Here is a 25,560-nt window from a genome sequence, read left to right on the forward strand (position 1 = left end):
GTCCAGACGGCAAAAACTGCCGCGCCCGAGCACGAGGAACGCCGTGAAGACAGCCATTTTCACCATCTGCTGCGCCAACTACCTGCCCCGGGCCGCCGTGCTGCTGGAGTCCGTGGCGGCCAACGGGGCGGCCAACGGCGCGACGCAGGGGCTGCACCTCGTGCTGGCCGAGGATCCGGCCTCCATCCCTGCCCTGGGGGCGGATTTCGCCCCACCCGCCGGTGCCCGGCTGATGAGCGTCGACGAGTTGGGCCTGCCGGACGCGCGCGGCATGGCCTTCCAGTACAACGTCACGGAGTTCAACACCGCGCTCAAGCCCTGGGCCATGCTGCGCCTGCTGGACATGGGCTACGACGCGGTCATGTACCTTGACCCGGACATCCGCTTCTATTCGAGCCTCGCGCCCCTGCTCGCCCCCTTGGAGCGCGCCGAGCTGCTGCTCACCCCGCACATCGCCAAGCCCTGCGACTGCGACGGCGTGTTCCCCACCGTGCGCGACTGCCTGCACGCGGGCCAGTTCAACCTGGGCTTCATGGCCCTTCGCCGCTCAGGCCAGACGCTGGACTTCCTGCGCTGGTGGAGCGGGCGGCTGCGCGAGCACTGCCTGCAGGAGCCGGGCTACGCCTACTTCGTGGACCAGCTCTGGGCCAGCCAGGCTCCGTCCTTCGTGGACAAGGTGGAGGTGCTGCGCGGCCCGGGCCTCAACGTGGCCTACTGGAACCTGTTCCAGCGGGAGCTGGCCCGCCGGGGCGACGGCTGGGCGGCGGGCGGGGAGCCCCTGACCTTCTTCCACTTCAGCGGCTTCGACCCGGCCCGGCCGCAGCGGCTCTCGCGCTACAGCGCCAAGGGCAGCCCGGTGGTGCCGGGCGCCCCGCTTGCGGAGCTGCTGGAAGGCTACGCCCTGGCCTTGGCCGAGGCCGGGGAGCGCTACCCCTTCGCGGGCCAGCCCTACAGCTTCGGCACGTACAAGGACGGCGAGCCCGTCACCCAGGAGGACCGGCGGCGTTACCTGGCCCTGCCGAGGTCCGCGCGGGAAAGGGCGGGCGACCCCTTCGAGGGCCGCTGGCGCTGGCCCGAGGCCCCTGTGGCCACGGGCCGCCCATCACTCGTCCTTACGCCCAGCCCCAGCTCTGGCCTCTGCCTGGAAACGGGCGCGCCCCCCGTGCGGCTGGCCTTCCTGCTCATGGGCGGGGAGGGCTGGTTCGCGGGGCTGGTGCACATCCGCAACCTCGTCCGGGCCCTGAAGCTGGCCGAGCCGGAAGCTCAGGCCCACATCCTGGCCCTGCCCGGACCCGGCCCCCTGGAGCGGGCCCGGCTGGAGGCCTACCTGGACGCCCCTTTGGTCCCCTGCGCCTCCCCGGGGGAGGTGCGCGCGGCCCTGGCCCGGGGCGGCTACGACACCCTCTTCGCGCCGGAGCGGCCCTTCCTGCACGGGGAGCTGCCCGTGCCCTGGCTGGCCTTCCTGCATGACTTCCAGCATTTCCGCCTGCCGGAGCACTTCCCGGCCCAGGAGGCCGCCGCACGGCGGGCCTCCTTTGAGCGGGCGGCCCTGCTGGCCGACGGGCTGGCCGTCAGCGGCCGCGACGCCCTGGCCGACTGCGCCGCCTTCCTGCCCGGGGAGGCGTTCAAGGCCCATGTGCTGCCCCCCGCGCCCTGGCCCGGCCCCGAGGTGCAGGCCCTGGAGGAGGCCCCCTGGCGAACGGCCCTGCGCCTGGGCCTGCCCCGGCGCTATCTGCTGCTGCCTAACCAGATGTGGAGCCACAAGAACCACCTCACTGCCTTGGAGGCCCTGGCCCGCTGCCCCGAGCAGGACATGGCCCTGGTGCTCACCGGCGCCCCGCTGGACGGCCGCGCTCCCGGTCACGCCCGACTCCTGCGGGAGCGCATGGCCCCCCTGGAGCGGGAAGGGCGGGTCTTCGCCGCGGGGCTTCTGCCCCCTGAAGACGCCCTGCAGCTCATGCGCGGGGCCAGGGCGGTGGTCCTGCCCTCCCTGTTCGAGGGCTACGGCCTTGCCGTGGCCGAGGCCCAGGGCCTGGGCAAGCCCCTGTTGCTCTCGAACATCGCGGCCCACCGCGAGCACGGCGCGCCCTCGGCCCGATATTTCGAGCCCACGGACGCCCAGGCCCTCTCCGAGCTCATGCGCGAAGCCTGGGCCGGGCCTTGCCCAAACTTTGACCCCGGGTCTGCCGGGGCTGGCCCGGACCACGACCTGGCCCGAGAGCGCGAGGCGTTGGCCCAGGCCCGTGAGCGCGCCATGGGGGCAGGTGAGGCCCTGCTGCGGGCCGTGGCGGCCTGCAAGTCGGCCTCGGCCGCGCGCGTCAGACCGTCGGTCAGTGATCTGGCCGCCAGGGGCCTGCACACGGACGCCGCCGTGGCCCTGGCCCGTGCCGGAGCTGGGGCCGGAGCTGGGGCCGGAGCTGGGGCCGGAGCTGGAGGCGACAAAGCGTTGGCCCAGGCCCGTCTTGCCGGGCTGGCCGCGAGTGTTCGCCACTCCTTCCTCATGGGCGAGGAGGAGGCCGGGCGCATCCTGGGCCGCGCCCTCATCAAGCAGGGGCCGGACGGCGACGCCGAGCGCTTCTATTGGGCCGGGCTGGAGGCCCTGCGCCAGAGCGAGCCCATCGGGAGTGAGATACTGGAGCGCGTCCGCGCCGGAGGGCAGGGCGTGGGCGCGGGCCTGCGGGCTTGGGCCTGCTTCAAGCTGGGCGAGACTTTACTAGGCCGTGACGAGGCAGCCGCCAGGGGGCTCTTCCGGGAGGCCCTGGCCCATGACCCCGGGCTGGCCAAGGCCCGGCTGGCCCTCTTGCCGCACGGCCATTTGCCTTTGCTGGCTGTGAACCTGCCCGGCCCCGGCCCGGAGTGGGTCCGCGCCGATTTCGACCTCCTGGACGAGCCCCTCTGGGCCTACTATCTGGGGCCTTCCGGCAAGGCCGGGGGGCTGCTGCTGGCCCTGCCTGAGGGGCTGCCCCCGCACAAGGCCCGCGAGCTGGCCGTCTTGTTGGCAACCTGGCTGGCTCCAGGAGCATCTGCCCGGCTGCGCATGGGCCGCGAAGGGCTTCCTTCCGATCTGGCCCAGTCCCTCCTCGGCCAGGGGGGGGCACTCTCGCAATCCGGTTCCGACCTGACCGTAACGTTCCCATCCACTGGAGACGTCCGACATCCATGAACGACTACGAACGCCAGAAATACCTCGACGCCATCACCGAGCTGTACGCGCTGTACCGGCGCACGGTCTTCCCGTCCCTGCCCGGCATCGGCAATCGCGCCCCCCTGATGACCGATCTGCTGGGCACCAGCCTGGGCGAGGCCGTCTACCTTCTGGACACCCTGCTCCGCTGCCTGCCGCTGCCGGGCGACGTCTGCGAGTTCGGCATCTGCCAGGGGGCCACCTCCGCCTTCATGGCCAACGAGATCATGGACACGGGCAAGTCTCTCTGGCTCTACGACTCCTTCCAGGGCCTGCCCAAGCCGGGCGAAAAGGACGAGCTGCTCGACGACATCTTCGGCCTGGGCCACATCGGGAAATACCACGGCACCATGCGCTGCGGGCGGGAGGTGGTGGAGGGCAGGCTCGAGCGCCTGGGCTTCCCGGCGGAGCGCACCCGCATCGTGCCCGGTTTCCTGGAGGAGACGCTCACCCCCGATGCCTTGCCCCACCAAGTGTGCTTCGCCTACCTGGACATGGACTTCCACGAGCCCACGCTGCTCGCGCTGCGGGCCCTGCACGGGCGCGTGCCCGAGGGCGGCGTGCTCATGGTGGACGACTACGGGTTCTTCTCCTCCGGGGTGAAGACGGCGGTGCACGAATTCCTGGACGAACACCCCGGCGAGTACGAATTGACCCTGCCCCTGGCCCTCTCCGGCAAGTTCTGCTTCCTCTGGAAGGGGAGCCCGGCGTGACCTCCGGCCTGCTGGCCATAGTCCCCGCGCGCGGAGGCTCCAAGGGCCTGCCCCGCAAGAACCTGCTGGACCTGGGCGGCAAGCCGCTGCTGGCGCATTCCATCGCCGCCGCCCTGGCCACGCCCGGCATCGAGCGGGTGGTGGTCTCCACCGAGGATGAGGAGATCGCCAGCGCGGCCAAAGAGTGGGGGGCCGAAGTGCCCTTCATGCGCCCTGCCGGGCTGGCGCGGGACGAATCACTGCTCAGCGAGGCCGTGGAGCACGCTTTGGAAGCTCTGGCCGGGCAGGGGTACCGTCCCCGGGCCTACTGCCTGCTGCCGCCTTCGCACCCATTTAGACACTTGGAGATGATGGAGGAACTGGCCGCCCGCGCCCTGGAGGGTTTCGCCACGGTGGGCACGGTGCGGCGCATGGCGCCCCGGATCTATTTCGAGCCGGACGGCTCGCGCTACGCCCCGCCCGAGTTGGAGCAGGGGCCGTACTTCCGGCCGTACGGGCTGTTCACGGCGGCCAGCCTCGTCCCGGCCAGCCGCCACTTCACCCGCGAAATCTCGGACCCCGCCGGACTGGTGGACATCGACCACGCGGAAGACCTGCTGCGCGCCAGGCGCATCCTGGCCGCCAACCTGTTCGACGAGCGAAAGGGGTACCTGGGATGCTGCTGGTAGCGCCGGTCGTCTTCACCTGCGCCGAGGAGGCCGAAGCCTGGAGCGGGGAGGCCGGGAGGCTGGCCCTTGGGCGCTGGTTCGCCGGGCTTGGCGCGGGCGTGGTGGCCTGCGCGGATTCCTGGGTGGGCGAACTGGCCCGGGAACACGGCCTTGAGGTACTGGATATCGCGGGGGCGGACCCCAGCTCCGATGGCGACGCGCCCCCCGGCTGGGGCGCGGCCCTGGCCGGCCTGCGCGCCCCGGGGGGGAATTTCGAGGACGGAGCCGCCGTGGCGGACTTCCGCTATCCGCACATTCCACACGGGCTGCTCGCTCAGGCCCGGCAGCGCCTGGAGCGTGGAGCGCGGGACGTTCTGTCCACGGTGCGCCCCTGCCGGGATCACCCCTGCCAGTTCCAGAGCCACGACGACGTGCTGGACGCCGGCATCCTGGCCCTGTTCGATCCCAATGCCACGCGCCTGGAAGGCCCCGCGCCGTGCTACACATGCCTGCCAGTGCCCGCGCACGGGGGCGGCGCATTCGTCGCCTCCGGCACGCTGGACCCGGCCTGGCTGGCGGGGGTCGTCCCGCCCGCAACCGGGGCGGCGCTGGCTGGCGTATCCTCCACGGGGGGGGAGGGGCATCCGCGCCTTTGCCTCTGGCGCATGGAGGACGGGGGCCTGCTGGCCATCCCTCACGGTTTCACCTGCGGGCCGGACGCCCGGGCCTCGTTCCTGCCGGTGGGGGAGGGCGGGCCGACCGGCAATGCCCTGGAACCTCCTCCCGAAGCGGACGGCTGGCGGCTGCCCGCCGACAGGCTGCCTGAAGGCCTGCGCGGCTTCACCTACGCCGTGACCGGACACTCGCCCGGCCCCGCGCATGACATGCTCACGTGGCTTGAGCCTTCGGACGGACGCTGGCACTTCGACCACCTGCGGCAGGTCATGGTGGACGGCCGCACGGGCGCGTCCATCACCGGCAGGCAGAGCTTCCCGGAGCTCTACGAGCTGTGCCGGGCGCTGCGCGTGGCCCGGCCCGGCGCGGTGGACCGGCTGGCCCGGTTGGGGGCGCTCACGGGCTGCGAACTCCTGGTGCTTGAGTGGCGGGAGGCGCGGCGGGTGCGCTGCGCCCTGGACCTGGAAGCCTAGCGCCAGGTGGACTCAGGGCGGCTCAGGAGGTGTCAGCCTGAAATTGTTTATCAGGTGAATGGTTGTTGTGCTGTTGAACGAGATGTTCGGCCGAAATTTGCGCTCCCGAGAGATTCTTTTTGACGTTTCCGGCCAAATATTGTTCGGTGTGTTATCGGTTGCCGTAAAACACGGCATATTCCTTGCTCGCCGTACTGTCGACCGGAAAAATCAGCCGGTGATCCGCACCCCGGTGATCCCACTATGGAAACCATGCACGCCAGCGCCACGTCCAGCCCTGCTTCGGCACGCGCCACGAGCCGTGAGGCCCGGGGCCTGGATTGCTCCCTGGCCCTGGCTGCCAGCGCCCTGGGGGCCGGCCGGGCCGGGGGGGAGGCGCCGCTGCGCAGGCTGCACGCCGCGCTGGCGCAACGGGCCGAACAGGCCGACCACGCCCGGCTGCTCGCGGGGCTGCTCCTGCTCGACGCCGGGCTGACGGATCAGGCCGGGGACGTGTTCGACGAACTGCTGCGCACCCCGCGCGCCCAGGCGGCCGTCATCGCCCAGCTGCGGCCCCGGCTGGAGGCATTGTTGCGCGTCCCCTGTGCGAACTTCTCCCCGTCCCTGCGCGCCCTGCTGGCCCAGCTCTGCTTCCAGGCCGGGCGGCCCGGCGCGGCCAGAGCCTGCCTGGAGGGCATGACCCCGTCCCACTGGCGGCGGGCGGGCCTGGGCGCGCCCCTGGCGGAGCTCTGCCAGAGCCTTGTTGCCCACGGCTGCCTGGCCGAGGGGGCGGCACTGCTCAAAGGCCTCTCGGGCCGCGATCTGGCTGCCGCCACGCCCCAACTGCGCCTACTCCTGGGCGAACTGGCCTGGGAGCTGGGGGCCAGGACCAGGACCAGGGCCAGGGCCAGTGCGAGGCTCCATTTTTCGGGTGCGGCCGGGCCGGGCGTTGAGTCCGACCCCTTCGCCCTGTCGCGGGTGGTCTGCGGTCTCATGGCCTGCTCCCGGCCCGGCCTGGCCGAAGCCGTGACAGAGCGCGCCCGGGCCGCGCTGCCAGATATTTCGCCCAGGACGCTTCCCATGGCCCTCTCCCTGGCCGAGGCCCTGGCCTTCGCCGGGCGCGCAAGAGAAGCCAGGGGAGTGCTGGCCGGGCTGGACATGGCCTGGCTGGCCGGGAGCGGCCCCAGGGGCGGCGGCCTGACGCACTGGGCCGCCACGGTCTGCCTGCGCGCCCAGGATTGGGCCATGGCCGGGGCCATCTGCCGGGCCTACGTGCTTCCCAAGGCCGCCCTGGGCCACGCGGACCTGAACCTGCTCTGGAACGTGGCGGCGCTGGAGGGCCAACGGGAGGACTTCCTGGATGCGGTCCGGGACCGGGCCGACAGGCAGGCCCTGGGGCCGGACCTCGCGGCCTTCTGGGAGGCCGAGGCCCTGGCCCTGCTTGGCCGCTTCGACGAGGCCCTGGAGCCCCTTCGCCGGGCGGAGCGGGGAGGGCTTATTCTGCTCGGCCGGGTGCCCCTGCTTCTGGGCACGGCCCTGGCCTGTTCGGGTCAGGCCGAGCTTGGGGCCGATGCCCTGCTTGCGGCCCAGGCCGCCCACTTCACCAACAACCTGCGTGTGGCCTGGGGCTGGGCCGCCGGGCTGGAGGCGGCCCTGGCGCTCCTGCACCTGGGCCGGGCCGACAACGCCCGCCAGGCCCTGGCCGCCGCCGTGCGGGCCTATCCCGGGCCGGGCAACCCCTGCCGGGCCCTGCTGCGCCATCTTTCGCCCGGGCCACTGCCCGCCGGTTTCTCCCGCCGCTGCCTGGCCGGGGCCGAGGCCTGTCCCAGCGCCATGAACGCGGGCCACCTGGGCCGGGCCTGGCATCTGCTGCTGGCCGCCCTGTCGCACCGGAGTTCCAATCCATCCCCGGCGGCGGGCCTGTTACGAGCCTGTCCGGGCCTGATTTTCCCCGATGGGGGCGAGGCCGCGCAGCTTCCCGCGCCCGAGGCCGTCGCCCGGGCCTTCTACCCCTACGATCCCGCCGGTTCGCCCCGCCTGGCCGTGCTGGAATCCCTCGCCGCCGGGGAGCGGTTCTAGCCATGTGCGGCGTCTGCGGCATCCTCTGCGACAATGGCTCGCGGCCCGACCTCGCGGCCCTGGAGTCCATGACCCTGGCCCTGGCCCACCGAGGCCCGGACGGCCAGGGCCTGCACGCGGACGGCCCCTGCGGCCTGGGCCACCGCCGCCTGGCCATCCTGGACGTGAGCGAGGCCGGGGCCCAGCCCATGCTCCTGGACTGGGGCCGCTTCGCCCTGGCCTACAACGGGGAGGTCTACAACTTTCGGGAGCTCAGGCGCGAGTTGGAGGCCCTGGGCCGCGCCTTCCGCAGCAACACGGACACCGAGGTGGTGCTGGCGGCCTACGCGCAGTGGGGGCCCGCCTGCGTGGAGCGCTTGAGCGGCATGTTCGCCCTGGCCCTGTGGGACTCGCGCGAGCGCACGCTCTTCCTGGCCCGCGACCGCTACGGCATCAAGCCGCTGTACTGGTGCCGGGCGGGCGGGGCGCTGCTCTTCGCCTCCGAGGTCAAGGGCCTGCTGGCCCACCCGGACGCCCCCCGAGGCGTGGATCTGGAGGGCCTGCGCGAGTACATGACCTTCCAGAACTTCTTCACCGCCCGCACCCTCTTCGCCGGGGTCTCCATGATGCCCGCCGGAACCTGGTGCCTGCTGCGCCCCGGCGGGCCGGACCCCGAGTTCCGGCGCTACTGGGATTTCGCCTTCGCCCCGAAAGTGAACGACACCCGCACCCCGCGGGAACTGGAGGAGGAGCTGGCCCACCTGTTCGAGCAGGCCGTGCGCCGCCACCTGGTCAGCGACGTGGAGGTGGGGGCCTACCTCTCCGGCGGGGTGGACTCCGGCTCCATCTGCGCCGTGGCCTCGCGCCTGGTCCCGGGCATCAAGAGCTTCACCTGCGGGTTCGACCTGAGCTCCGCCTCCGGCCTGGAGCTCAACTTCGACGAGCGGGGCAAGGCCGAGCGCCTCTCCTACCTGTTCGGCACCGAGCACTACGAGGCCGTGCTCAAGGCCGGGGACATGGAGCGCTGCCTGCCCGCCGTGGTGCGCCATCTTGAGGAACCCCGCGTGGGCCAGAGCTACCCCAACCACTACGCGGCCGGGCTGGTCAGCCGCTTCTGCCGGGTGGTGCTCTCGGGCTCCGGGGGCGACGAACTTTTCGGCGGCTACCCCTGGCGCTACTACCGCGCCGCGGCCAGCAGCTCCTTCGACGGCTTCGTCGAGGAGTACTACGCCTACTGGCAGCGCCTCATCCCCGACGGGCGCGAGGCCGAAGTGCTGGCCCCGGTGTGGGGGGAGGTGCGCCACATGGACATGCGCGAAATCTTCCGTGGGGTGTTCGGGCAGCGCCCCGAGCGCCTGCGCACGCCCGAGGAGTACGTGAACCTCTGCCTCGGCTTCGAGGCCAAGACATTCCTGCACGGCCTACTCATGGTGGAGGACAAGCTGGCCATGGCCCGTGGCCTTGAGAACCGCGTCCCCTTCCTGGACAACGACCTGGTGGACTTCGCCACGGCCCTGCCCGTGGGCGTGAAGATCGGCAACCTCCACGAAACCCTTCGCCTGGACGAGAACGAGTTCGCCAAGCCGCGCCAGTATTACCAGCGCACCCGCGACGGCAAGATCATCCTGCGCGGGATGCTCTCCCGCTTCGTGCCCGAGGATGTCTGCGTCTGCGAGAAGCAGGGCTTTTCCGGCCCGGACCGCTCCTGGTTCAGGGGCGACAGCATCGAGTTCGTGCGGAGGAACCTCTACGACCCGGCCGCCCCGGTGTGGTCCCTGCTGGACCGCAAGGCCTGCACCGCCCTGGTGGACCGCCACCTGGAGGGTCGGGACAACTTCCGGCTGCTGATCTGGTCGCTCTTGTACCTCAACCGCTGGCTGCCGGAGTTCGGCATGTGCGCTGGGGGCCGGGCGTGAAGTCGCGAGAGGAATACGCGACCATCCGCGCAAAGGAGGCCGCCAACAAGGCCTTCTATGCACGGGAGGACGGCGTGGCCGCCGCCCCGCACACGGTCTGCCTTTCGGTGAACACCAACTGCTTCATGCGCTGCCGCATGTGCGACATCGGCACGGCCAACGCGGCCAAGGGCGCCCCAGGCGAACCGCGCCTGTTCTCGGGCCGCTACTCCCGCCCGGGCCGCCAGCGGGAGTTCCCCCTGGAGCGGGTGCTGGAGCTGGTGGACGAGCTGGCCCCCCACGGCCCCACCATCAAGACCAATTTCGTGGAGCCCCTGCTCTGGAGCGGCCTGGAGCGCCTGGCCCGGTACGCGAAATCCAGGGGCCTGCAATTCTACACCATCACCAACGGCTGGACGCTCGCCCGCCACGCAGGCTGGATCGCCGACACCGGGGTGGACTTGGTGCGCGTCTCCATTGACGGCCCGCCCGAGGTGCACGACCGGCTGCGCGGCGTGCCAGGCAGCCACGCCCGGGCCGTGGCCGGGCTCAAGGCCCTGGTGGCGGCCAAGAAAACCCTCGGCACCGAGCGGCCCATCCTGGGCGTGTGCTGCACCGTGAGCGACCACAACTGCCGCCACCTGCTGCCCATGCTGCGCGGCCTGCGCGAGGAGGGCCTGCTTGCGCACTGCTACGTGAACATCAACCACCTGCAGTACACCACCGCCTGGGAGGCGGAACAGAGCCGGGAGCAGTCCCCGCTCTTGGCCCACGCCTCCCCGTGCAGCCTGGACGGCGTGGACCTGGCCGCCATCGACGTCCCGGCCCTGGCGGAGCAGGCGGCGCGGATCGCCCGGGAGTTCCCCGCCGGGGAATACAACGTCTACTTCTCGCCGCGCCTCGAAGCCGGGGACCTGGCCGCCTATTACGACCCGAAGGCCTGGATGTTTCCCGGCACACCCTGCTATCTCCCCTGGTACGCCGCCCAGCTGGATATGGACGGCAACGTGGGCGTCTACGGCCACTGCGTGCTCCCCGGGTTCGGCAGCATTCTGGATGCAGGGGAGCGGGGCGGCTGGAGGGGCTTCATGGACGTCTGGAACTCGGAGCGCGCCCGGGAGGTACGCCTGGCGCTCAAGCGGGCGGGCTCCTTCGCGGCCTGCAACCGCTGCATAGGGACACTTTATCCCCTGAGGGGGAGGGACTGAGCATGATCGTAGACGCACTGGCCCACGCCACCGAAGACGGCAAGTGGTTCGAGACAGGCCTGGACGCCTCCGTGGCGGCCCTGCTGGCCTCAATGGACGCAAACGGCGTTGAGCGCGCCGTGCTGGCGGGCATGCACGGCCACGCCGAGCTGGACTTTCTGGCCCGCACGGCAGCCAAACACCCGGGGCGCTTCATTCCCGTGGCCGGGCTGGACCTCTCCATGGGCCTGAACACCGCCGCCCGGACCATCGCCCAGGCCGAGGAGCTGGGCTTCGCCGGGGTCAAGATCTACCCCCGGATGAGTGGCGTGTCCCTCACCGACCCCCTGGTGGAGGAGGTGGTGGACCTTGCAGGCGAGGCCGACCTGGCCGCCTTCATCTGCACCATCCATCGCCCTCCGCTGCCGCCCCTGGGCCGCCCGGTGAGCGACGCCATCCACCAGCTCTGCGCCGTGTGCGAGAACACGCGCATCGTGCTGGTGCACGGCGGCTACGACGACCTGCTGGCCACGTCGGAGCGCATCCGGCCCATGGAGCACGTGCTGCTGGACCTGTCGCTGACGCTCACCCGCTTCGCCAGGGCCTCCGTGGGCCTGGACATCGCCTTCCTGCTGGAGAGCTTCGACAGGCGCATCTGCGTGGGCACCGACTTCCCCGAGACCTCCTGGGGCGACGTGATGCGCGCCTTCGAGAGGATAGGCTATTCCCGGGCCGATCTGGCTGGCGCGGGCGTTCTGGGCGAGAACCTGCTGCGCTTCCTGACCCCGGACGAGGAGGGCTAGGGCGTGGACGCCGCCGCCCGCCGCGCTCCCGCCCTGCTGGAGTGCACCCTGCGCGACGGCAGCTACGCCGTGGACTTCCAGTTCTCCCCGCAGGATACGGCCCTGGTGGCACGCGTGCTGGAGGAGGCCGGGGTCGGCATGGTGGAGATAGGCCACGGCCTGGGCCTGGGGGCCTCCCTGGCGGGCAAGGGCCGGGCAGCCGCCTCGGACGCGGCCTACATGGAGGCGGCGGCCGGGGCCCTGGAGCGGGCGCGCTGGGGCATGTTCTGCATCCCGGGCATCGCACGGCTCGCGGACCTTGAGCTGGCCGCGTCGCTGGGCATGGGCTTCGTGCGCGTGGGCGTGAACCCCTCGGAATCGGCCGGGGCCGCGCCGTTTCTGGCCCGGGCGGCGGAACTCGGGCTCACGGCCTTCGCCAACGTGATGAAATCCTACGTGCTCGCGCCAGTGCAGCTGGGGGCCAAGGCCCGCGAACTGGCCGGGTACGGCGCCGCGGCCCTGTACGTGGTGGACTCCGCCGGGTGCATGCTGCCCGAGGCCGTGGGCGAGGCCGTGCGCGCCATGGCCGGGGAGACCGGCCTGCCCGTGGGCTTCCACGGCCACGACAACCTGCGCCTGGCCGTGGCCAACAGCCTGGCCGCCTGGCGGGCCGGGGCCGTCTGGCTGGATTCCACCCTGCACGGCGTGGGCCGGGGCGGGGGCAACGCCGCCACCGAGGTGCTGGCCGCCGTGCTGGAGAGCGCCGGAGCGCCCACGGGGCTTAACCGCGACGCCCTGCTGGACGCCGGGCGCGCCCTGTTCGGCCCCCTGGCCGAGGGAGCGCCGGGGCTGCGCGGCCTCACGCTGGAGGCCGGGCGCTGCGGGCTGCACTCGTCCTTCCTGCCGCTGGCTGAGCAGGCGGCGCGCGAGTGCGGCGTGGACGTGCGCGAGGTGGTCCGCCGCGCCAGCCGGGAGCAGCGCGAGAACCCCGGGCCGGAACTTTTCCTTCGCCACGCCAGGGAGCTGGCGGATGCGGGGGGCAATGCCGTGGAGCGGGGTCCGCGCCTGCCCGAAACGCTGTTCGGGCGGACGGAGGGCGGCGCGAAATCCCCGGAGACCCTGGAAGCCCTGGGCGCGCGGGTGCGCTCCCGGGCGCGGCTCACCGGGCGCAAGGCCGTGATGAACGTCTACCGCCTGCCCGAAGGCGCATCGGGCGTTGTCGCCTCGCCCTTCGTGCAGGAGGGCTCTGGCTACGTCATCGGCAGCCTGCGCTGCTGTGAGGAAGGCTTGCCCGAGGTGGCCGCCGCGCTGGACGGCGTGGTGGACGTGTTTTTCGCGGACGCCGGGCGCAGGGCCGGGCAGCCCCGCTCGCTGCACGAGATCCTGTCGAGGCTGGCGCGGTTTACGCCGGTATCGGCCTACTGCGACGCCGACGTCTGGGCCAGGGCTGTGGCCGCCCAGGTGGCCTGGCATCGCGGCGGCGCACATGATGTTCGGATCGCCCTGCTGGACGCCTCGCCCCTGGCCCTCGCCGCCGCCCTGGCCCTGGCCGCCCGGGGGGCACAGGTCGTCGCGGAGCGGGAGGTGGCCCGCGAGGCATCGGCCGTGCTCACCCGCCTGTGTCCCGCCGCGCCGGAGGTCCTGCCTGTGGCGGACCGCCTTGAGGCCGCCGCGCGGGCGGACGTGCTGCTGGCCTTCGAGCCGGGGCGCATCGACGCCGCCGTGGCCCAGGCGGCCCCGGAAGACGCGCTGGTCATGGATGGCGGCATCGGCGCGGCAACCCCCGAAGCCCTGGAGGCCGCCCGGGCGCGGGGGCAACATGTGCTGCGCCCGGACATGCGGGCCATGCTCGCGGCGGAGCTGCGCGCCGCCCTGGACGCCGGGCGCTGGCTTGCTGGCGGCGGGCGCGGGGAGCTGGCCGGGCAACCGGTGGCGGCCGGCGGCATGGTGGCCGATCGCGGCGACATCATTTTGGATAGCCTCACGCAGCCCACCCAGGTCATCGGCGTGGCCGACGGGCAGGGCAGAATTCTGGATGATCCCGGCGAGTTCGCCGCCCGGCTGGCCCTGGTCCGGGCCGAGGTGCTGCGCCGCCGCCTGGGCGGAGAAGGGGCGGCGCAATGAGCGGGCGTAAACGCGTGCTCATCCTGGGCGGGGGGCGCTACTACCTCAAGGCCATCGAGACGGCCCGCCGCCTGGGCTATTTCACCGCCGTGGCCGACCGCGACCCCAAAGCCCCTGGCCTGGCCGCCGCCGACGTGGGCCGCGCGGTGGACATCGTGGATGTGCCCGGCCTCACCGCCCTGGCCCGGGAGCTGCGCATCGACGCCGTGGTGCCCCTGAACGATTTCGGCGTGCGCCCGGCCGCGGCCGTGAGCGCCGCCCTGGGCCTGCCCGGCGTGGGCGAGGCCGTGGCCGCCCTGGGCACGGACAAGGCCGCCATGCGCCTGCACTGGCGGGAGCGCGGCCTTCCCCAGCCCCGCTTCGTGGTGATCGAGAGCCCGGAGCAGGCCCTGGCCGCCGCGCGGGAACTGGCCGTGTGGCCCCTGGTCTGCAAGCCCGCCGACAGCCGGGGCGGGGGCAGCCGGGGCGTGAGCATGGTCCGCACTCTCGAGGACCTGCCCGCAGCCGTGGCCTTCGCCCAGTCCTTCTATGCGGATCGCCGCGTCATGCTGGAGGAATGCGTTCAGGGCCTGGAACATTCGCTGGAGACGTTCACCGCCGGCGGGCGCACCACGGTGCTGGCCGTGTCGGACAAGCGCAAGACCCCGCCGCCCTACCGGGTGGACACGGACGTGATCTACCCCAGCACGCTGGAGGGCGACGCCCTGCGCGCCGTGGAGGGCGCGGCCTGCGACGCGGTGCGCGCCCTGGGCCTGCCTTTCGGCCCGGCGCACGTGGAGCTGTGCTCCCTGCCCGGCGGTGGGACGGCCCTGTTCGAAGTGGGGTTGCGCCCCGGCGGGGGCCACACCCCGGACCCCATCGTGCCCTGGGTCGCGGGGGTGGACGTGGTGGCCGCCACCCTGCGGGCCTACCTCGGCGAGGCCCCGGGACCGCTTGAGCCCACGGCGCGGCGGAGCTGCGTCTATCATTTCCTGACCCCTGAGCCGGGGCGGGTGGTTCGCGTGGATGGGCTGGAGGAGGTGCGCTCCTGGCCGGCCATCCTGGACGCGGGCCTGCTGGTCTCGCCCGGGGATGCGATCCGGCCCGTGCGTACCGGGGCGGACCGGGCCGGGTTCGTGGTGGCCGCCGGAGAGGACCGGGAGCAGGCGCTGACGCTGGCGCAGCGTGCGGACGCGGCCATCCGGGTGGTCACCGAAGGTATTCAAGGAGAACGGGCGTGAAGAAGGACGATTTCGTCTACAAGGAGCTGAAAACCCAGCTCAACCGGCTCAAGTTCATCGAGGCGGCCGTCAGCGGGACCGCGCCCGAGGGCTTCCTGCCGCGCCGGGTGTTCATTGAGCCTACCAACTCCTGCAACTGCCGCTGCGTGCACTGCCCCACCCACACCCAGATGGAGCGCCCCCGAGGGCAGATGGACTTCGGGCTCTACACCCGCATCATCGACGAGTTGGCCCCGCACTGGGCTGAGATCACGGTGAATCTCTACAAGCACGGCGAGCCCACCCTGCACCCGCGCATCTTCGACATGGTGGACTACGCCCGCGAGCGCAACCTCTTCGTGCAGATGAACACCAACCTGGCGGCCATCCGCCCGGAGCACATCCCGGCGCTGAAACGCGTGGACTACCTGGGCGTCTCCATCGACGCGGCCAGCCCGGAGACTTACCGCGCAGTCAAGGGGCGCGGCCACTTCGAGCAGGTGATCGGGAACTTCCTGGACTTCCTGGAGGCCTGGGGCGAGGGGGCCACCTCCGCCGCCTACGCCTGCGACGCCGTGTTCCTGCGCCAGCAGGCCAACGACCACGAGGCCGCCCTGTTCGAGGAGATGTTCACCCGCCTGCCCATCGGCCACGTGAGCGTCTTCGCCCTGCACAACTTCACCGGCCCCATCGGGGAGGGCGCCACAGGCCTGGAGGGCAAGGCCGCGCTGCCCCGCGGGCAGTGGCCCGTGTGCAACATCCCCTGGGACATCATGGGCATCGACTGGGACGGCACGGCCATGCCCTGCACCATCGACTGCAACACCGGCTACCCCCTGGGCAACGTGGCCGAGGAGGGCGTGCTGGCGCTGTGGGAAGGCCCGCGCATGGCCGCCTTCCGCGACGCCCTGCGCAGGCGGGATTATGAGTCGCTTCAGGGTGGGCGCGCCCTGTGCGCGGGCTGCTCCATCCTCTGGGAACCCGCCTACGCCCTGCCCACGGACTTCCACGCCGAGGTGGGCCGCATGGAGAAGTACCTGACCGCCGCCGTGCGCCGCGTGGCCGAACAGAAAGAGCGCCACGGCGAGTTGATGGCCAAGTGGGAATACCTCAAGGCCAACCGCCAAGCCTGGACCCGCGAGCTGCGGGAGCGCGCCGAAGCCCTGCGCCCAGAGGGATTGGGCAAGGAGGCCGCGCCGTGAGCGGGGGGCGGTGTCGAAACGAGGGTCCAGGGGGCGACTCGGGCGGTGGGGATCATGCACCCCCGGACTCCAGGGCCAACGGCGGGCCGCACGCGGGGGCGCAAACCCTGGCCGACAAGCTGGCCGACAACCAGGCCCGGCACGAGGCCTACTACGCGGGGGTGCGCTCCCGGGAGGACTCCGGGCGCATCAACGCACCGGGCAGCCAGTACCTCGTCCACCTGCTGCGCGGCGGGCATCTTGGGGCCGATTTCGCGGACGGCCGGGGCCGGGCCGCGCTGGATGTGGGCTGCGGCTCCGGGTGGGACCTGGCCGGGCTCGGCATGATGGGCTGGCGGCCCCACGGAGTTGAACTCACCGAGGCCATCGCACGCCGCGCCGAGGCCAACGCCCGCGCCCACGGCCAGGAAGCCCAGGTGCGCGTGGGCACGGCGCAGCGGATTCCCTACCCGGACGGCATGTTTGCGCTGGCGCTCGCGGGCGGCGTGCTGCACTATGCCGCCCACATGGACCAGGCGCGCCTTGCGCTCGCCGAGATGGCCCGCGTGCTCGCTCCCGGGGGGAGGGTGGTGCTCACCACCAACCACCCGGAGAACTGGATCATGCGGGGGTGCGAACGCCTGGGCAACGGGGTGGTGCGGGTGAACCGCCCCGGGGACCATCGCCACGGCCAGCTCCACGTGCTCTTCGAGCGCGCGGAGGATTTGGCGCGTGCGCTCTCGGAACATTTCACGGGGGTTCAGGTGGGTGAAAACCGCCTGGAATTTTTCGATAAAACGGTTCGGAACTGGGTGGCCACGGGCGTGGTGGCCGAAGGGGAGGGGGAATCGTGATCGTCTGTCTGTGCTACGAAGCGGATTGGGTGCTGCCCGAAATAGCGGACCACTGCCTGCACATCCTGGAAGAGGCCGGTGTGGCCCACACCTACTTCTCCACCGAGGACCAGCGCGTGCGCTGCTCCTCCACCCGGGACGTGGCCCTGCTGCCGGACATGAGCGTGGACGACCCCACGGCCCACGTCATCTCCATGGCCCGGCTCTACCACTGCGCCCGGGGCATGCGCCCCTACGGGCTCAACTGGGGCCCGGGCCTGCCCGAGGGCCTGCTGGCCAGCCTGGAGATCAACTGGACCAGCGCCCGCCACGGCGAGGACTGCATGCCCGCCCCCCTGGTGCAGGGCCGGCCCGACGCCTCGATAACATGGGACGACACGCAGTGGCTCGAAGGCCGGTCGCTTCCCAACCTGGAGCGCATGTCCAGCCGCGAGCCGGGCATCTTCATGCTCAACTTCCGGCCCATCCACATCTACCTGAACACCGCCTCCCAGGAACACTACGAGCGCGCCAGACCCCACCTGCGAGACCTGGAGGCCCTGAACGCCCTGCGCAACACCAGCGAACTGGGCGTGCACGACATCCTCGATTCCGTCCTGGCCCGCATGGGCCAGCCGGGCGTACGCTTCCTGACGGTGGGGCGCGCCCTGGAGCGCTTCAAGCCCGAGCCGGACGAGGACGAATAGGCCATGCGGGGCGGTGCGGGGGCAAATGCGGGCCCCGGTGAGGACCCCGCAGTGGGCCTGGATGCGGGCCCAGATGCGGGTCTGGATGCGGGTCTGGATCCGGGCGTGCGGGTGGCCTGCATCGGCAACATGAACAACAACTACTTCTGCCTGGTGCGCTACCTGCGGGATATGGGCATCCAGGCGGACCTGCTGCGCCTCAATTGCGAGCAGGAGCACTTCCACCCGAGCTTCGACAGCTACTGCGAGGGCTACAAAGCCTACACCGTGGACCTGCCCTGGGGCGACCCGGCCAGCTTCGCCGCGCTCTCCCCCGAGGCCATCGCCCGCGACCTGGCCCCCTACACCCACATCGTGGCCTGCAACTACGCCCCGGCCTTCGTGCACAAGGCGGGCCGCAGGCTGGACGCCTTCTGCCCCCACGGCTCGGACTACACCGAGGTCCCCTACTACAAGGACGAATCAGGCCACGGCTGGCACCCGCTCTCCCTGGCCCAGCGCGCGGCCATCCAGGGCGCCGCCCACGTCTTCGCCCCGGCCCACAACCCCGAGCGCGAGCGCTACTGGGCCGAGCTGGCCCCGCGGGGCATCCGCCACCAGCACTCCGTGCCCATCCTCTACATGCCGGAGTACGCCCCCGAGGCCCTTGCCGCCCGCGTCGGGCTGGCCCCGTCCTACGGCCGGGTGCTTACGCTGCGCCAAAGCTGCGACCTGCTGGTCTACCATCACTCCCGCCACGTCTGGGCCAGCGCCCAATACCCCGACGACCTCAAGGGCAACGACGTGCTGTTTAAGGGCCTGGCCCTGTTCGCCAAGGCCCGTCCCGGAGTGCGCGTGGGCCTGGTCTGCCACGAGTACGGCGTGGATGTGGAGGCCAGCAAGCGCCTGATCGCGGAGCTTGGCATAGCCGATCTGGCGCACTGGATGCCCCTGGCCGGGCGCAAGCAGGTGATGCCCTGCGCGGCCCTGGCCGACGTGGTGGCCTCGGGCTTCGCCTACAGCTGGAAGGGCGGGGGCGTGGTCAGCGAGGCCCTCTGCCTGGGCAAGCCCCTGCTGGGCCGCCGCGACGACCACCTGGACCCTGAAGGCGCGGCCGCGCTCTATCCCATGCTCACCGCCGCCACCCCGGAAGAGGTGGCCGCCCGGCTGGCCCAGGCCGCCGACGACCCCGCCGGTGTCGCCGACATCGGCAGGCGCGGCAGGCAATGGATGAGCGACAGCCTCATCGCCCCGGCCCTGGAGCGCTTCCGGGCCATCTTCACCGGAGCTTCCGAATGTACCGCATCCCGCTGACGCGCCCCTGGCTGCCCCCCGAGACCCTGGACGAGGTGCGCCGGGTGCTGGAGAGCGGCTTCCTCACCGAAGGGGCCGCCACGGCCGAACTGGAGACTTTGGCCCGGCAGGCCACGGGAGCCGCTCACTCCCTGGCCGTGACTTCCTGCACCACGGGGCTGGAGTTGGCCCTGCGCGCCCTGGGCGTCGGCCCCGGGCACGAGGTGCTGGTCCCGGCGTACACCTACCCGGCCACCGCCACGGCCGTTTCCATGGTCGGCGCGCTGCCCGTGGTCGTGGATGTGGACCCCTGGAGCATGAACGTCGATTTCGAGCGCCTGGAGCGGGCCGTCACCCCGGCCACGGCTGCGCTCATGCCCGTGTCGCTCTTCGGCAACCCCCTGGACTGGGACCGCCTCGGCCCCCTGCGCGAGCGGCTGGGCATCCCCATAATCGAGGACGCCGCCTGTTCTCTTGGTTCGAGCTGGCGCGGCCAGCCCGTTGGCTCCCAGGCCGACGTCACGGTCTTCAGCCTGCACCCGCGCAAGGTGGCCACCACCGGCGAGGGCGGGCTGGTCACCACGAATGACGAGGCCCTGGTCGAGCGCATGTGGTCGCTCAAGCACTTCGGGCTGGAGCGCCAGGGGCCGGAAGGCGGCCGCCCGCGCTTCGTGCGCATGGGCACCAACCTGAAGCTCTCCAACATCCAGGCCGCCGTGGGCCTGCCCCAGCTGCGCCGCCTGGAGGAAATCGTGACCCGGCGGCAAGAGCTTGCCGCGCGCTATCTGGAACTGCTGGCAGGCGTGGAGGGCGCGGGCATGCACGCCATCACCCCGGGCGGGCTGAGCTGCCGCCAAACTTTCTGCGTGTTCGTGCCCCGGCGCGACGAGGTCATGGCCAGGATGCGCGCCCGCGGGATAGAGGCCCAGATCGGCACCTACCTGCTGCCCGCCGAGCCCGCCTTCCAGGACCCGGCCGTGTGCAGGCTGGAAGGGCCGTTCCCCGGCGCGCAGCGGGCCTGGGACGAGTGCCTGGCCCTGCCGCTCTACCACGAGATGACGGACGGGGAGCAGGTCGAGGTGGTGGAGGCGCTGCGCGAGGCGCTCGGGGGGAATTGAGGAAGGGGGGATGCCTCCGGCGGCCAAAGGGAGTTCCTCCCTTTGGAATCCCGTCTAGCTTCGCGTTATGGGGCGAGGCTTTTACGGGCAGCAGGCAAACTCGACTGGTCCGACCAGTCGCAGAATCAGTGAATTTCTCCGGTTCGCCGCGATGAACCGGATAGGCTCCGGTCAAATCATCGGGCTTTCCTGCTTTTCCGCCGTGAACGGTGTTGGCTCCCGCTGTGGCCTCCCCGGCCGGGAGCCTAGGATATTCTTCAAATATATCCGACGGCTCACGGCCGGGGAGGCCACAGCGGGAGCCGGAATAGGACAAAACCATCGTCTTCTCCCACCGGGAGCCCGGACTAGACCAGAAGACTGCGCCGCGCCCGGCGCGGCGACGGAGTGAATACAATGGACATCCAAGGCAAGCGCCTCCTGGTCATCGGTGGGGCGGGCTTCATCGGCTCCCACCTGGTGGACCAGCTCACCGCCGAGGACGTGGCCGAAATCCGCGTCTTCGACAACTTCACGCGCGGCACCCGCGCCAACCTGGAGAACGCCCTCTCCGACCCCCGGGTGAAGATCTTCGAGCTCGGCGGCGAACTCATGCACCGCGATATCCTGGACGCGGCCATGAAGGGCGTGGACGGCGTGTTCCACCTGGCCGCCCTCTGGCTGCTCCACTGCCAGGACTACCCCCGCTCCGCCTTCGAGGTGAACGTGGCCGGCACCTTCAACGTGCTGGAGGCCATGCTGGCCAACGGCGTGCGCAGGCTGGTCTACTCCTCGTCCGCCTCGGTCTACGGCGACGCCGTCAGCGAACCCATGGCCGAGGACCACCCCTATGCCAACAAGACCTTCTACGGCGCCACCAAGATCGCGGGCGAGCACTTCTGCCGCGCCCTGCACCACCGCTACAAGGGCACACCCCAGCACTTCGACTACGTGGGCCTGCGCTACATGAACGTCTACGGCCCCAGGCAGGACTACAAAGGGGCCTACATCGCGGTCATCATGCGTATGCTCGACCGCATCGACCAGGGCCTGCCCCCCGTGCTCTACGGCGACGGCAGCCAGTCCTACGACTTCGTCTCCGTGGCCGACTGCGCCCGCGCCAACCTGCTGGCCATGAAGGCCGAAGCCACCGACGCCTTCTACAACGTGGGCACTGGCAAAAAGACCTCGCTTAGGGAACTGGCCGAGATCGTGCTGGAGATCACCGGCGCGAAGACCGGCATCGAATTCCAGGAGGGCGGCCAGACCTTCGTGAAGAACCGCGTGGGTTGCCCCGAAAAGGCCCGGCGCGACCTGGGCTTCACGGCCACGGACGACCTGCGCCAGGGCCTGGCCCGGCTCATCGAGTGGCGCGAGGCCGCCAAGGCGGGGAGGGCCTAGACGCACCATGTGCGGCGTCGCCGGAGTGCTGCGTTCCACTGGAACGCCCCCCTCGGAAGGTGAAATCGCGGCCATGACCGCCGCCCTGGCCCATCGCGGCCCCGACGGCGAGGGGTTGCGCCTGTTCGGCTCCCCCGCGCCCTGGCTGGCCCTGGGCCAACGCAGGCTGGCCGTGATCGACCGCGAGGGCGGGGCCCAGCCCATGGCGAGCGCGGACGGATCGGCCTGGGTGGTCTGCAACGGGGAGATCTACAATCATCGGGAGCTGTTCGGCGAACTGGCCGGGCTCGGATTCGCGGCCCGCACCCGCAGCGACACCGAAGCCGTGCTCCTGGCCTGGCAGGCCTGGGGCCGCGAGTGCCTGCCCAGGCTGCGCGGCATGTTTGCCTTCGCCCTGGTGGACTTCCGGCGCGGCGAGCTGCTGCTGGCCCGCGACGGGCAGGGCATCAAGCCCCTTTATTACAGGCCGTTGACGGGCGGGCTGGCTTTCGCCTCCGAACTGGACGCCCTGGGCAAGATGGATGGCCCGCCCCCCCGCGCCAGCCTGCGCGCCGTGGAGCACTACCTGCGCTACCAGTACATCCCCGCGCCCATGACGATCTTCGAGGGAGTCTTCAGCCTGGAGCCGGGCTGCTCTGTCTCGGCCACGTTCGGGGGCTGCGGCCCGGACGGGGCGGGGGGGATACGCGATTTCCGGCTGGAGGAGCCCCGGCGCTGGCACGACCCCGGCTTTGAGCCCGACCCGGCCCTGGAGGATGACGCGGCCGCCCTGGAGGCCGTGTCCGAGGCGGTGTGCGGGGCCGTATCCGCGCAGCTGGTCTCCGACGTTCCGCTGGGGCTTTTGCTCTCCGGCGGGGTGGACTCCACCCTGGTGGCCTGGGCCGCCCGCCGGAGCGTGGATGGGCCGCTCCCTGCCTTCGCCGTGGGTTTCGAGCTGGCCAGCGCCAGCGAGCTGGAGTATGCCCGGCAGGCCGCGAAAATCCTGGGGCTCGATCTGCATGAAACCGTGGTCGCCGAGGACATGCTGTCCCTGCTGCCGCACCTGGCCGCCGCGCAGGGCCAGCCCTTCGGGGACAGCTCCATCCTGCCCACCTGGCTGCTCTGCCGGGCCGCGCGGCAGGGCGTCACCGTTGCGCTCTCGGGCGACGGCGGGGACGAGGCCTTCGGCGGCTACCACACCTACGCCAACTGGCTGGCCTCGGGTGAGCGCCCCGGCTGCGGGCCGACGCTGTGGGAAAACCACGTGCTGACCACGCCGCGCCCCTTCCGCGAGCCACTCTGGAAACCCGAGTTTCGAGGCTCGCTGTCCGAGCCTTGCCCGGCCTACGCCGACGCCGCCCGGCGCAGCTGCGGCTTCGACGCCCTGGCCCACGCCCAGTGCATGGACATGCGCACCTACCTGCCCGGCGACATCCTGACCAAGGTGGACATGGCCTCCATGACCCACGCCCTGGAGGTGCGCCCGCCGCTCCTGGACCCGCAGGTGCTGGACGTGGCCCGCCGCCTGCCGCTTTCTCAACGCTACCGCGAAGGCCTGGGAGGCAAGGCCGTGCTCAAGCGGCTGCTTCTGGCCGAAGGATTTTCGCCGGAGTTCGTGCTGCGGCCCAAGCAGGGCTTCGCCATCCCCCGCGAGCACTGGTTCCTGCCCGGCACGGAGGCCTCAGCCATGCTGCGCGACCTGCTGGACGAGCCGTCCTCCCGGCTGGGCGAGCTGTTTTCGCGGAACTGCATCGAGGACTATCTGGCGCGCCACACCCATGCATACGATCTTTCAGGCATCCTCTGGCTGCTCACGGTCTTTGGCCTTTGGAACGTGGCCCACCCGGGCCTGGAGTACGCATGAGCGCGCCAACCTCACGCCCGCGCATCCTCTGCGTGGCGGACCAGCGCGGCTGGATCTTCGACCGGCACATCGCGGCCCTGCGCCGTTTTCTGGGCGAACGCTTCGAGATTGTGCCCCATTACTACTGGGACAAGCAGCCCTACGACGAGGGCGAGTACGATCTGGTCTACACCCTGGAGTGGAACCTGGCCCGCCCGGAGCTGATGCGCCGCCGGGAGCGCAACGTCACGGGCATCCGCTCCCATGTGGCCTGGGAGGCCATGGGCGCGGCAGGGCTCGGGCTGATCCTGAGGGAACGGTTCGGCGCGGTGCACGCCGTATCGCGCAGGCTCTGCGGCATCTTCGCCCCGCACCTGCCGGGCGTGGCCTATGTGACCCACGGGGTGGACCTGGAGCTGTTCACGCCCGGTTGCGCCCCGGGCGCGCATGGCGGGCCGCTGCGCCTGGGCTGGGCGGGCAACCGGCAGAGCCCGGGCGACAAGGGCTGCGGCCTGCTGGACGGGCTGGGGGGGCTTGCGGGCGTGGCCCTGGCCACCTGCGGCCTGGGGGAGCGGATGCTCACGCTTGAGGACATGCCCGGCTTCTACGCGGGGATCGACGTGTACTGTTGCGCCTCGCTCACGGAGGGCAGCAACAACTCGCTGCTGGAGGCGGCGGCCTCGGGCCGGGGCATCGTCACCACGGACAACGGCACCGTGCCGGAGTACCTGCGCCACGGGGAGAGCGCCTTCATTGTGGAGCGCAGGCCCGAGGCCTTCGAGCGGGCCGTGCGGGAGCTGGCGCGGGATCGTGAGCTGCTGGCGCGCATGGGCGCGGCCGCGCGGGAGGCGGTGCGGGCATTCGACTGGCGCGCGAAGGCGCTGGATTATGCGGGGTTTTTCGATCGGGCGCTCAACAAGGAGTCCCAACCCGATGGATAAACGCCTGCTGCTGGTTGAGCCGCCGTTCTACCGCCTCTACGAGGCGGGGATGGTGCTGTGCAACATGCCGCTGGGCCTGGGCTACCTGGCGGGAGTTGTTGCTGCGCGCGGAGACTGGCGCGTGCGCGTGCTCAACGCGGACTTCGACCCCGCGGTGACGCCCGCCCCCACCAGCCACGCCGTGCTGGCGGGCGAGGGCTACCGGCGCTACAGGGCCAACCTGGCCGACCCCGAGGCCCCCATCTGGCGCGAGACCCTGGAATCAATCGCCCTCGAGAAACCCAGTGTCCTCGGCATCTCCGTGAAGTCCCAGAACTGCGCCTCGGCCAGGCTGCTGGCGCGGCTGGCCAAGCGCCAGAACCCGGACCAGTTCATCGTGGCGGGCGGGCCGCACCCTTCCATGACCGGGGCGGAGATCCTTACAGAGCCTGCCATCGACGCGGCCGTGATCGGGGAGGGCGAGGAGACGCTCACCGACCTGCTGGACGCCCTGGCCACGGGCCGCCCGCTCTCCGGGGTGCCCGGCCTGATCTTCCGCCAGGGTGGGGGCATAGTCTCCACGGGCCGCCGCGCCCCCATCGCGGACCTGGACGCGCTGCCCTTCCCCCACGCCGCCGCCCCCGAGGTGCTGGTGGATTACGCCCGCTACCCGCGCGAGGCCTTCGGCTTCGTGTTCGCCACGCGCGGCTGCCCCTTCGACTGCCAGTACTGCGGCTCGCGCTATATCTGGAGCCGCAGGCCGCGCCTGCGCTCGCCGGGCAACGTGGCGGCGGAGCTTGCCGCCCTGGCCGCACTGGGCCTCAAGCACGTGCACTTCGAGGACGACACCTTCGGCGTGGGCAAGCCTCACCTGCTGGCCCTGTGCAAGGCCATAGCGGGTTCCGGGCTCACCTGGAGCTGCGAGCTATCCGTGCGCCTGGTGGACGACGAGGTCATGGCGGCCATGCGCGCAGCCGGGTGCGTGGCGGTGCTGCTGGGCATCGAGTCCGGCAACGACGCCATGCTCGCCCACATCCGCAAGGGCATCAGCGTGGAGCAGTCCCGGCGCGCGTCGGCCACGGTGAAGCGCCACGGCATCCGCCTGCTGACCTTCTTCATGGCCGGTTTCGCCCTGGAGACCGAAGAGACCTTGCGCGACACTTTCGAGCTGATGCGCACCATCGGCAGCGACCAGATCATCTACTCCGTGTTCACGCCCTACCCGGGCACCGAGTCCTTCGAGGAGTGCAAACGGCTGGGCCTGGTGGACGAGGGCTTCGACGTGTCGCTCTACAACCACCAGAGCCCGAGCAACTGCTTTTGCGCCAACATCCACCGGGAGCGCTTCCGGGAGCTGGCGGGCGAGATGGAGGCCTTCGTGGACGCCTACAACCGGGAACACGCTTAGGCA

General features: G+C 71.4%; 19 protein-coding genes. All 19 read left to right on the top strand.

What is annotated here, in order from left to right; translation table 11 throughout:
• Positions 1–43: 43 nt before the first annotated feature.
• Positions 44–3,163, top strand: a complete 3,120-nt coding sequence (locus tag MLE18_RS18120; RefSeq protein WP_243438757.1) for a glycosyltransferase — start codon at positions 44–46, stop codon at positions 3,161–3,163.
• Positions 3,160–3,897, top strand: a complete 738-nt coding sequence (locus tag MLE18_RS10525) for a TylF/MycF/NovP-related O-methyltransferase (RefSeq protein WP_243438758.1) — start codon at positions 3,160–3,162, stop codon at positions 3,895–3,897. The genes MLE18_RS18120 and MLE18_RS10525 overlap by 4 nt, the downstream gene beginning before the upstream one ends.
• Positions 3,894–4,565, top strand: a complete 672-nt coding sequence (locus MLE18_RS10530) for an acylneuraminate cytidylyltransferase family protein (RefSeq protein ID WP_243438759.1) — start codon at positions 3,894–3,896, stop codon at positions 4,563–4,565. The genes MLE18_RS10525 and MLE18_RS10530 overlap by 4 nt, the downstream gene beginning before the upstream one ends.
• A complete protein-coding gene (locus MLE18_RS10535; protein ID WP_243438760.1) occupies positions 4,553–5,692 on the top strand; it encodes a hypothetical protein in 1,140 nt (379 codons plus the stop codon). Before MLE18_RS10530 ends, MLE18_RS10535 begins: the two co-directional genes overlap by 13 nt.
• A gap of 243 nt (positions 5,693–5,935) precedes the next feature.
• Positions 5,936–7,750: a hypothetical protein gene (locus tag MLE18_RS10540; RefSeq protein WP_243438761.1), complete on the top strand. Its 1,815-nt coding sequence runs from the start codon at positions 5,936–5,938 to the stop codon at positions 7,748–7,750.
• Between the two features lie 2 nt (positions 7,751–7,752).
• On the top strand, positions 7,753–9,645 hold the full coding sequence (gene asnB, locus MLE18_RS10545) for an asparagine synthase (glutamine-hydrolyzing) (RefSeq protein WP_243438762.1): 1,893 nt from the start codon (positions 7,753–7,755) through the stop codon (positions 9,643–9,645).
• On the top strand, positions 9,642–10,832 hold the full coding sequence (locus MLE18_RS10550; protein ID WP_243438763.1) for a radical SAM/SPASM domain-containing protein: 1,191 nt from the start codon (positions 9,642–9,644) through the stop codon (positions 10,830–10,832). Before asnB (MLE18_RS10545) ends, MLE18_RS10550 begins: the two co-directional genes overlap by 4 nt.
• Before the next feature lie 2 nt (positions 10,833–10,834).
• Positions 10,835–11,614, top strand: coding sequence for an amidohydrolase family protein (locus tag MLE18_RS10555; protein ID WP_243438764.1), 780 nt, complete (start codon positions 10,835–10,837; stop codon positions 11,612–11,614).
• 3 nt (positions 11,615–11,617) lie between these two features.
• The gene (locus tag MLE18_RS10560; protein ID WP_243438765.1) at positions 11,618–13,717 is read left to right on the top strand and encodes a hypothetical protein; all 2,100 of its coding nucleotides are present in this window, start codon (positions 11,618–11,620) and stop codon (positions 13,715–13,717) included.
• Positions 13,714–14,937, top strand: a complete 1,224-nt coding sequence (locus MLE18_RS10565) for an ATP-grasp domain-containing protein (RefSeq protein WP_243438766.1) — start codon at positions 13,714–13,716, stop codon at positions 14,935–14,937. Before MLE18_RS10560 ends, MLE18_RS10565 begins: the two co-directional genes overlap by 4 nt.
• Positions 14,934–16,118 carry a radical SAM/SPASM domain-containing protein gene (locus MLE18_RS10570; protein ID WP_243438767.1) on the top strand — a complete coding sequence of 395 codons (1,185 nt, stop codon included), beginning with the start codon at positions 14,934–14,936 and terminating at the stop codon, positions 16,116–16,118. Before MLE18_RS10565 ends, MLE18_RS10570 begins: the two co-directional genes overlap by 4 nt.
• Positions 16,115–16,951, top strand: coding sequence for a class I SAM-dependent methyltransferase (locus tag MLE18_RS10575; RefSeq protein ID WP_243438768.1), 837 nt, complete (start codon positions 16,115–16,117; stop codon positions 16,949–16,951). Before MLE18_RS10570 ends, MLE18_RS10575 begins: the two co-directional genes overlap by 4 nt.
• On the top strand, positions 16,948–17,637 hold the full coding sequence (locus MLE18_RS10580) for a polysaccharide deacetylase WbmS family protein (RefSeq protein WP_243438769.1): 690 nt from the start codon (positions 16,948–16,950) through the stop codon (positions 17,635–17,637). Before MLE18_RS10575 ends, MLE18_RS10580 begins: the two co-directional genes overlap by 4 nt.
• Positions 17,638–17,688: 51 nt before the next feature.
• Positions 17,689–18,930, top strand: a complete 1,242-nt coding sequence (locus MLE18_RS10585) for a glycosyltransferase family protein (RefSeq protein WP_243438770.1) — start codon at positions 17,689–17,691, stop codon at positions 18,928–18,930.
• Entirely contained in the window at positions 18,912–20,027 is a 1,116-nt protein-coding gene (locus MLE18_RS10590; protein WP_243438771.1) for a DegT/DnrJ/EryC1/StrS family aminotransferase, read from the top strand. The genes MLE18_RS10585 and MLE18_RS10590 overlap by 19 nt, the downstream gene beginning before the upstream one ends.
• Before the next feature lie 396 nt (positions 20,028–20,423).
• Positions 20,424–21,407, top strand: coding sequence for an NAD-dependent epimerase/dehydratase family protein (locus tag MLE18_RS10595; protein ID WP_243438772.1), 984 nt, complete (start codon positions 20,424–20,426; stop codon positions 21,405–21,407).
• 7 nt (positions 21,408–21,414) lie between these two features.
• Positions 21,415–23,250 carry an asparagine synthase (glutamine-hydrolyzing) gene (asnB, locus tag MLE18_RS10600; protein ID WP_243438773.1) on the top strand — a complete coding sequence of 612 codons (1,836 nt, stop codon included), beginning with the start codon at positions 21,415–21,417 and terminating at the stop codon, positions 23,248–23,250.
• The gene (locus tag MLE18_RS10605) at positions 23,247–24,170 is read left to right on the top strand and encodes a glycosyltransferase family 4 protein (RefSeq protein WP_243438774.1); all 924 of its coding nucleotides are present in this window, start codon (positions 23,247–23,249) and stop codon (positions 24,168–24,170) included. The genes asnB (MLE18_RS10600) and MLE18_RS10605 overlap by 4 nt, the downstream gene beginning before the upstream one ends.
• Positions 24,163–25,557 carry a B12-binding domain-containing radical SAM protein gene (locus MLE18_RS10610; protein ID WP_243438775.1) on the top strand — a complete coding sequence of 465 codons (1,395 nt, stop codon included), beginning with the start codon at positions 24,163–24,165 and terminating at the stop codon, positions 25,555–25,557. Before MLE18_RS10605 ends, MLE18_RS10610 begins: the two co-directional genes overlap by 8 nt.
• Positions 25,558–25,560 lie beyond the last annotated feature (3 nt).

The organism is Fundidesulfovibrio soli (assembly GCF_022808695.1).
GTDB lineage: Bacteria > Desulfobacterota > Desulfovibrionia > Desulfovibrionales > Desulfovibrionaceae > Fundidesulfovibrio > Fundidesulfovibrio soli.

Coding starts and splice junctions, on each gene's coding strand:
- MLE18_RS10525 (WP_243438758.1), top strand. CDS start 3,160: ATGAACGACTACGAACGCCAGAAATACCTCGACGCCATCACCGAGCTG.
- MLE18_RS10535 (WP_243438760.1), top strand. CDS start 4,553: ATGCTGCTGGTAGCGCCGGTCGTCTTCACCTGCGCCGAGGAGGCCGAA.
- MLE18_RS10540 (WP_243438761.1), top strand. CDS start 5,936: ATGGAAACCATGCACGCCAGCGCCACGTCCAGCCCTGCTTCGGCACGC.
- asnB (WP_243438762.1), top strand. CDS start 7,753: ATGTGCGGCGTCTGCGGCATCCTCTGCGACAATGGCTCGCGGCCCGAC.
- MLE18_RS10555 (WP_243438764.1), top strand. CDS start 10,835: ATGATCGTAGACGCACTGGCCCACGCCACCGAAGACGGCAAGTGGTTC.
- MLE18_RS10565 (WP_243438766.1), top strand. CDS start 13,714: ATGAGCGGGCGTAAACGCGTGCTCATCCTGGGCGGGGGGCGCTACTAC.
- MLE18_RS10590 (WP_243438771.1), top strand. CDS start 18,912: ATGTACCGCATCCCGCTGACGCGCCCCTGGCTGCCCCCCGAGACCCTG.
- MLE18_RS10595 (WP_243438772.1), top strand. CDS start 20,424: ATGGACATCCAAGGCAAGCGCCTCCTGGTCATCGGTGGGGCGGGCTTC.
- asnB (WP_243438773.1), top strand. CDS start 21,415: ATGTGCGGCGTCGCCGGAGTGCTGCGTTCCACTGGAACGCCCCCCTCG.
- MLE18_RS10605 (WP_243438774.1), top strand. CDS start 23,247: ATGAGCGCGCCAACCTCACGCCCGCGCATCCTCTGCGTGGCGGACCAG.
- MLE18_RS10610 (WP_243438775.1), top strand. CDS start 24,163: ATGGATAAACGCCTGCTGCTGGTTGAGCCGCCGTTCTACCGCCTCTAC.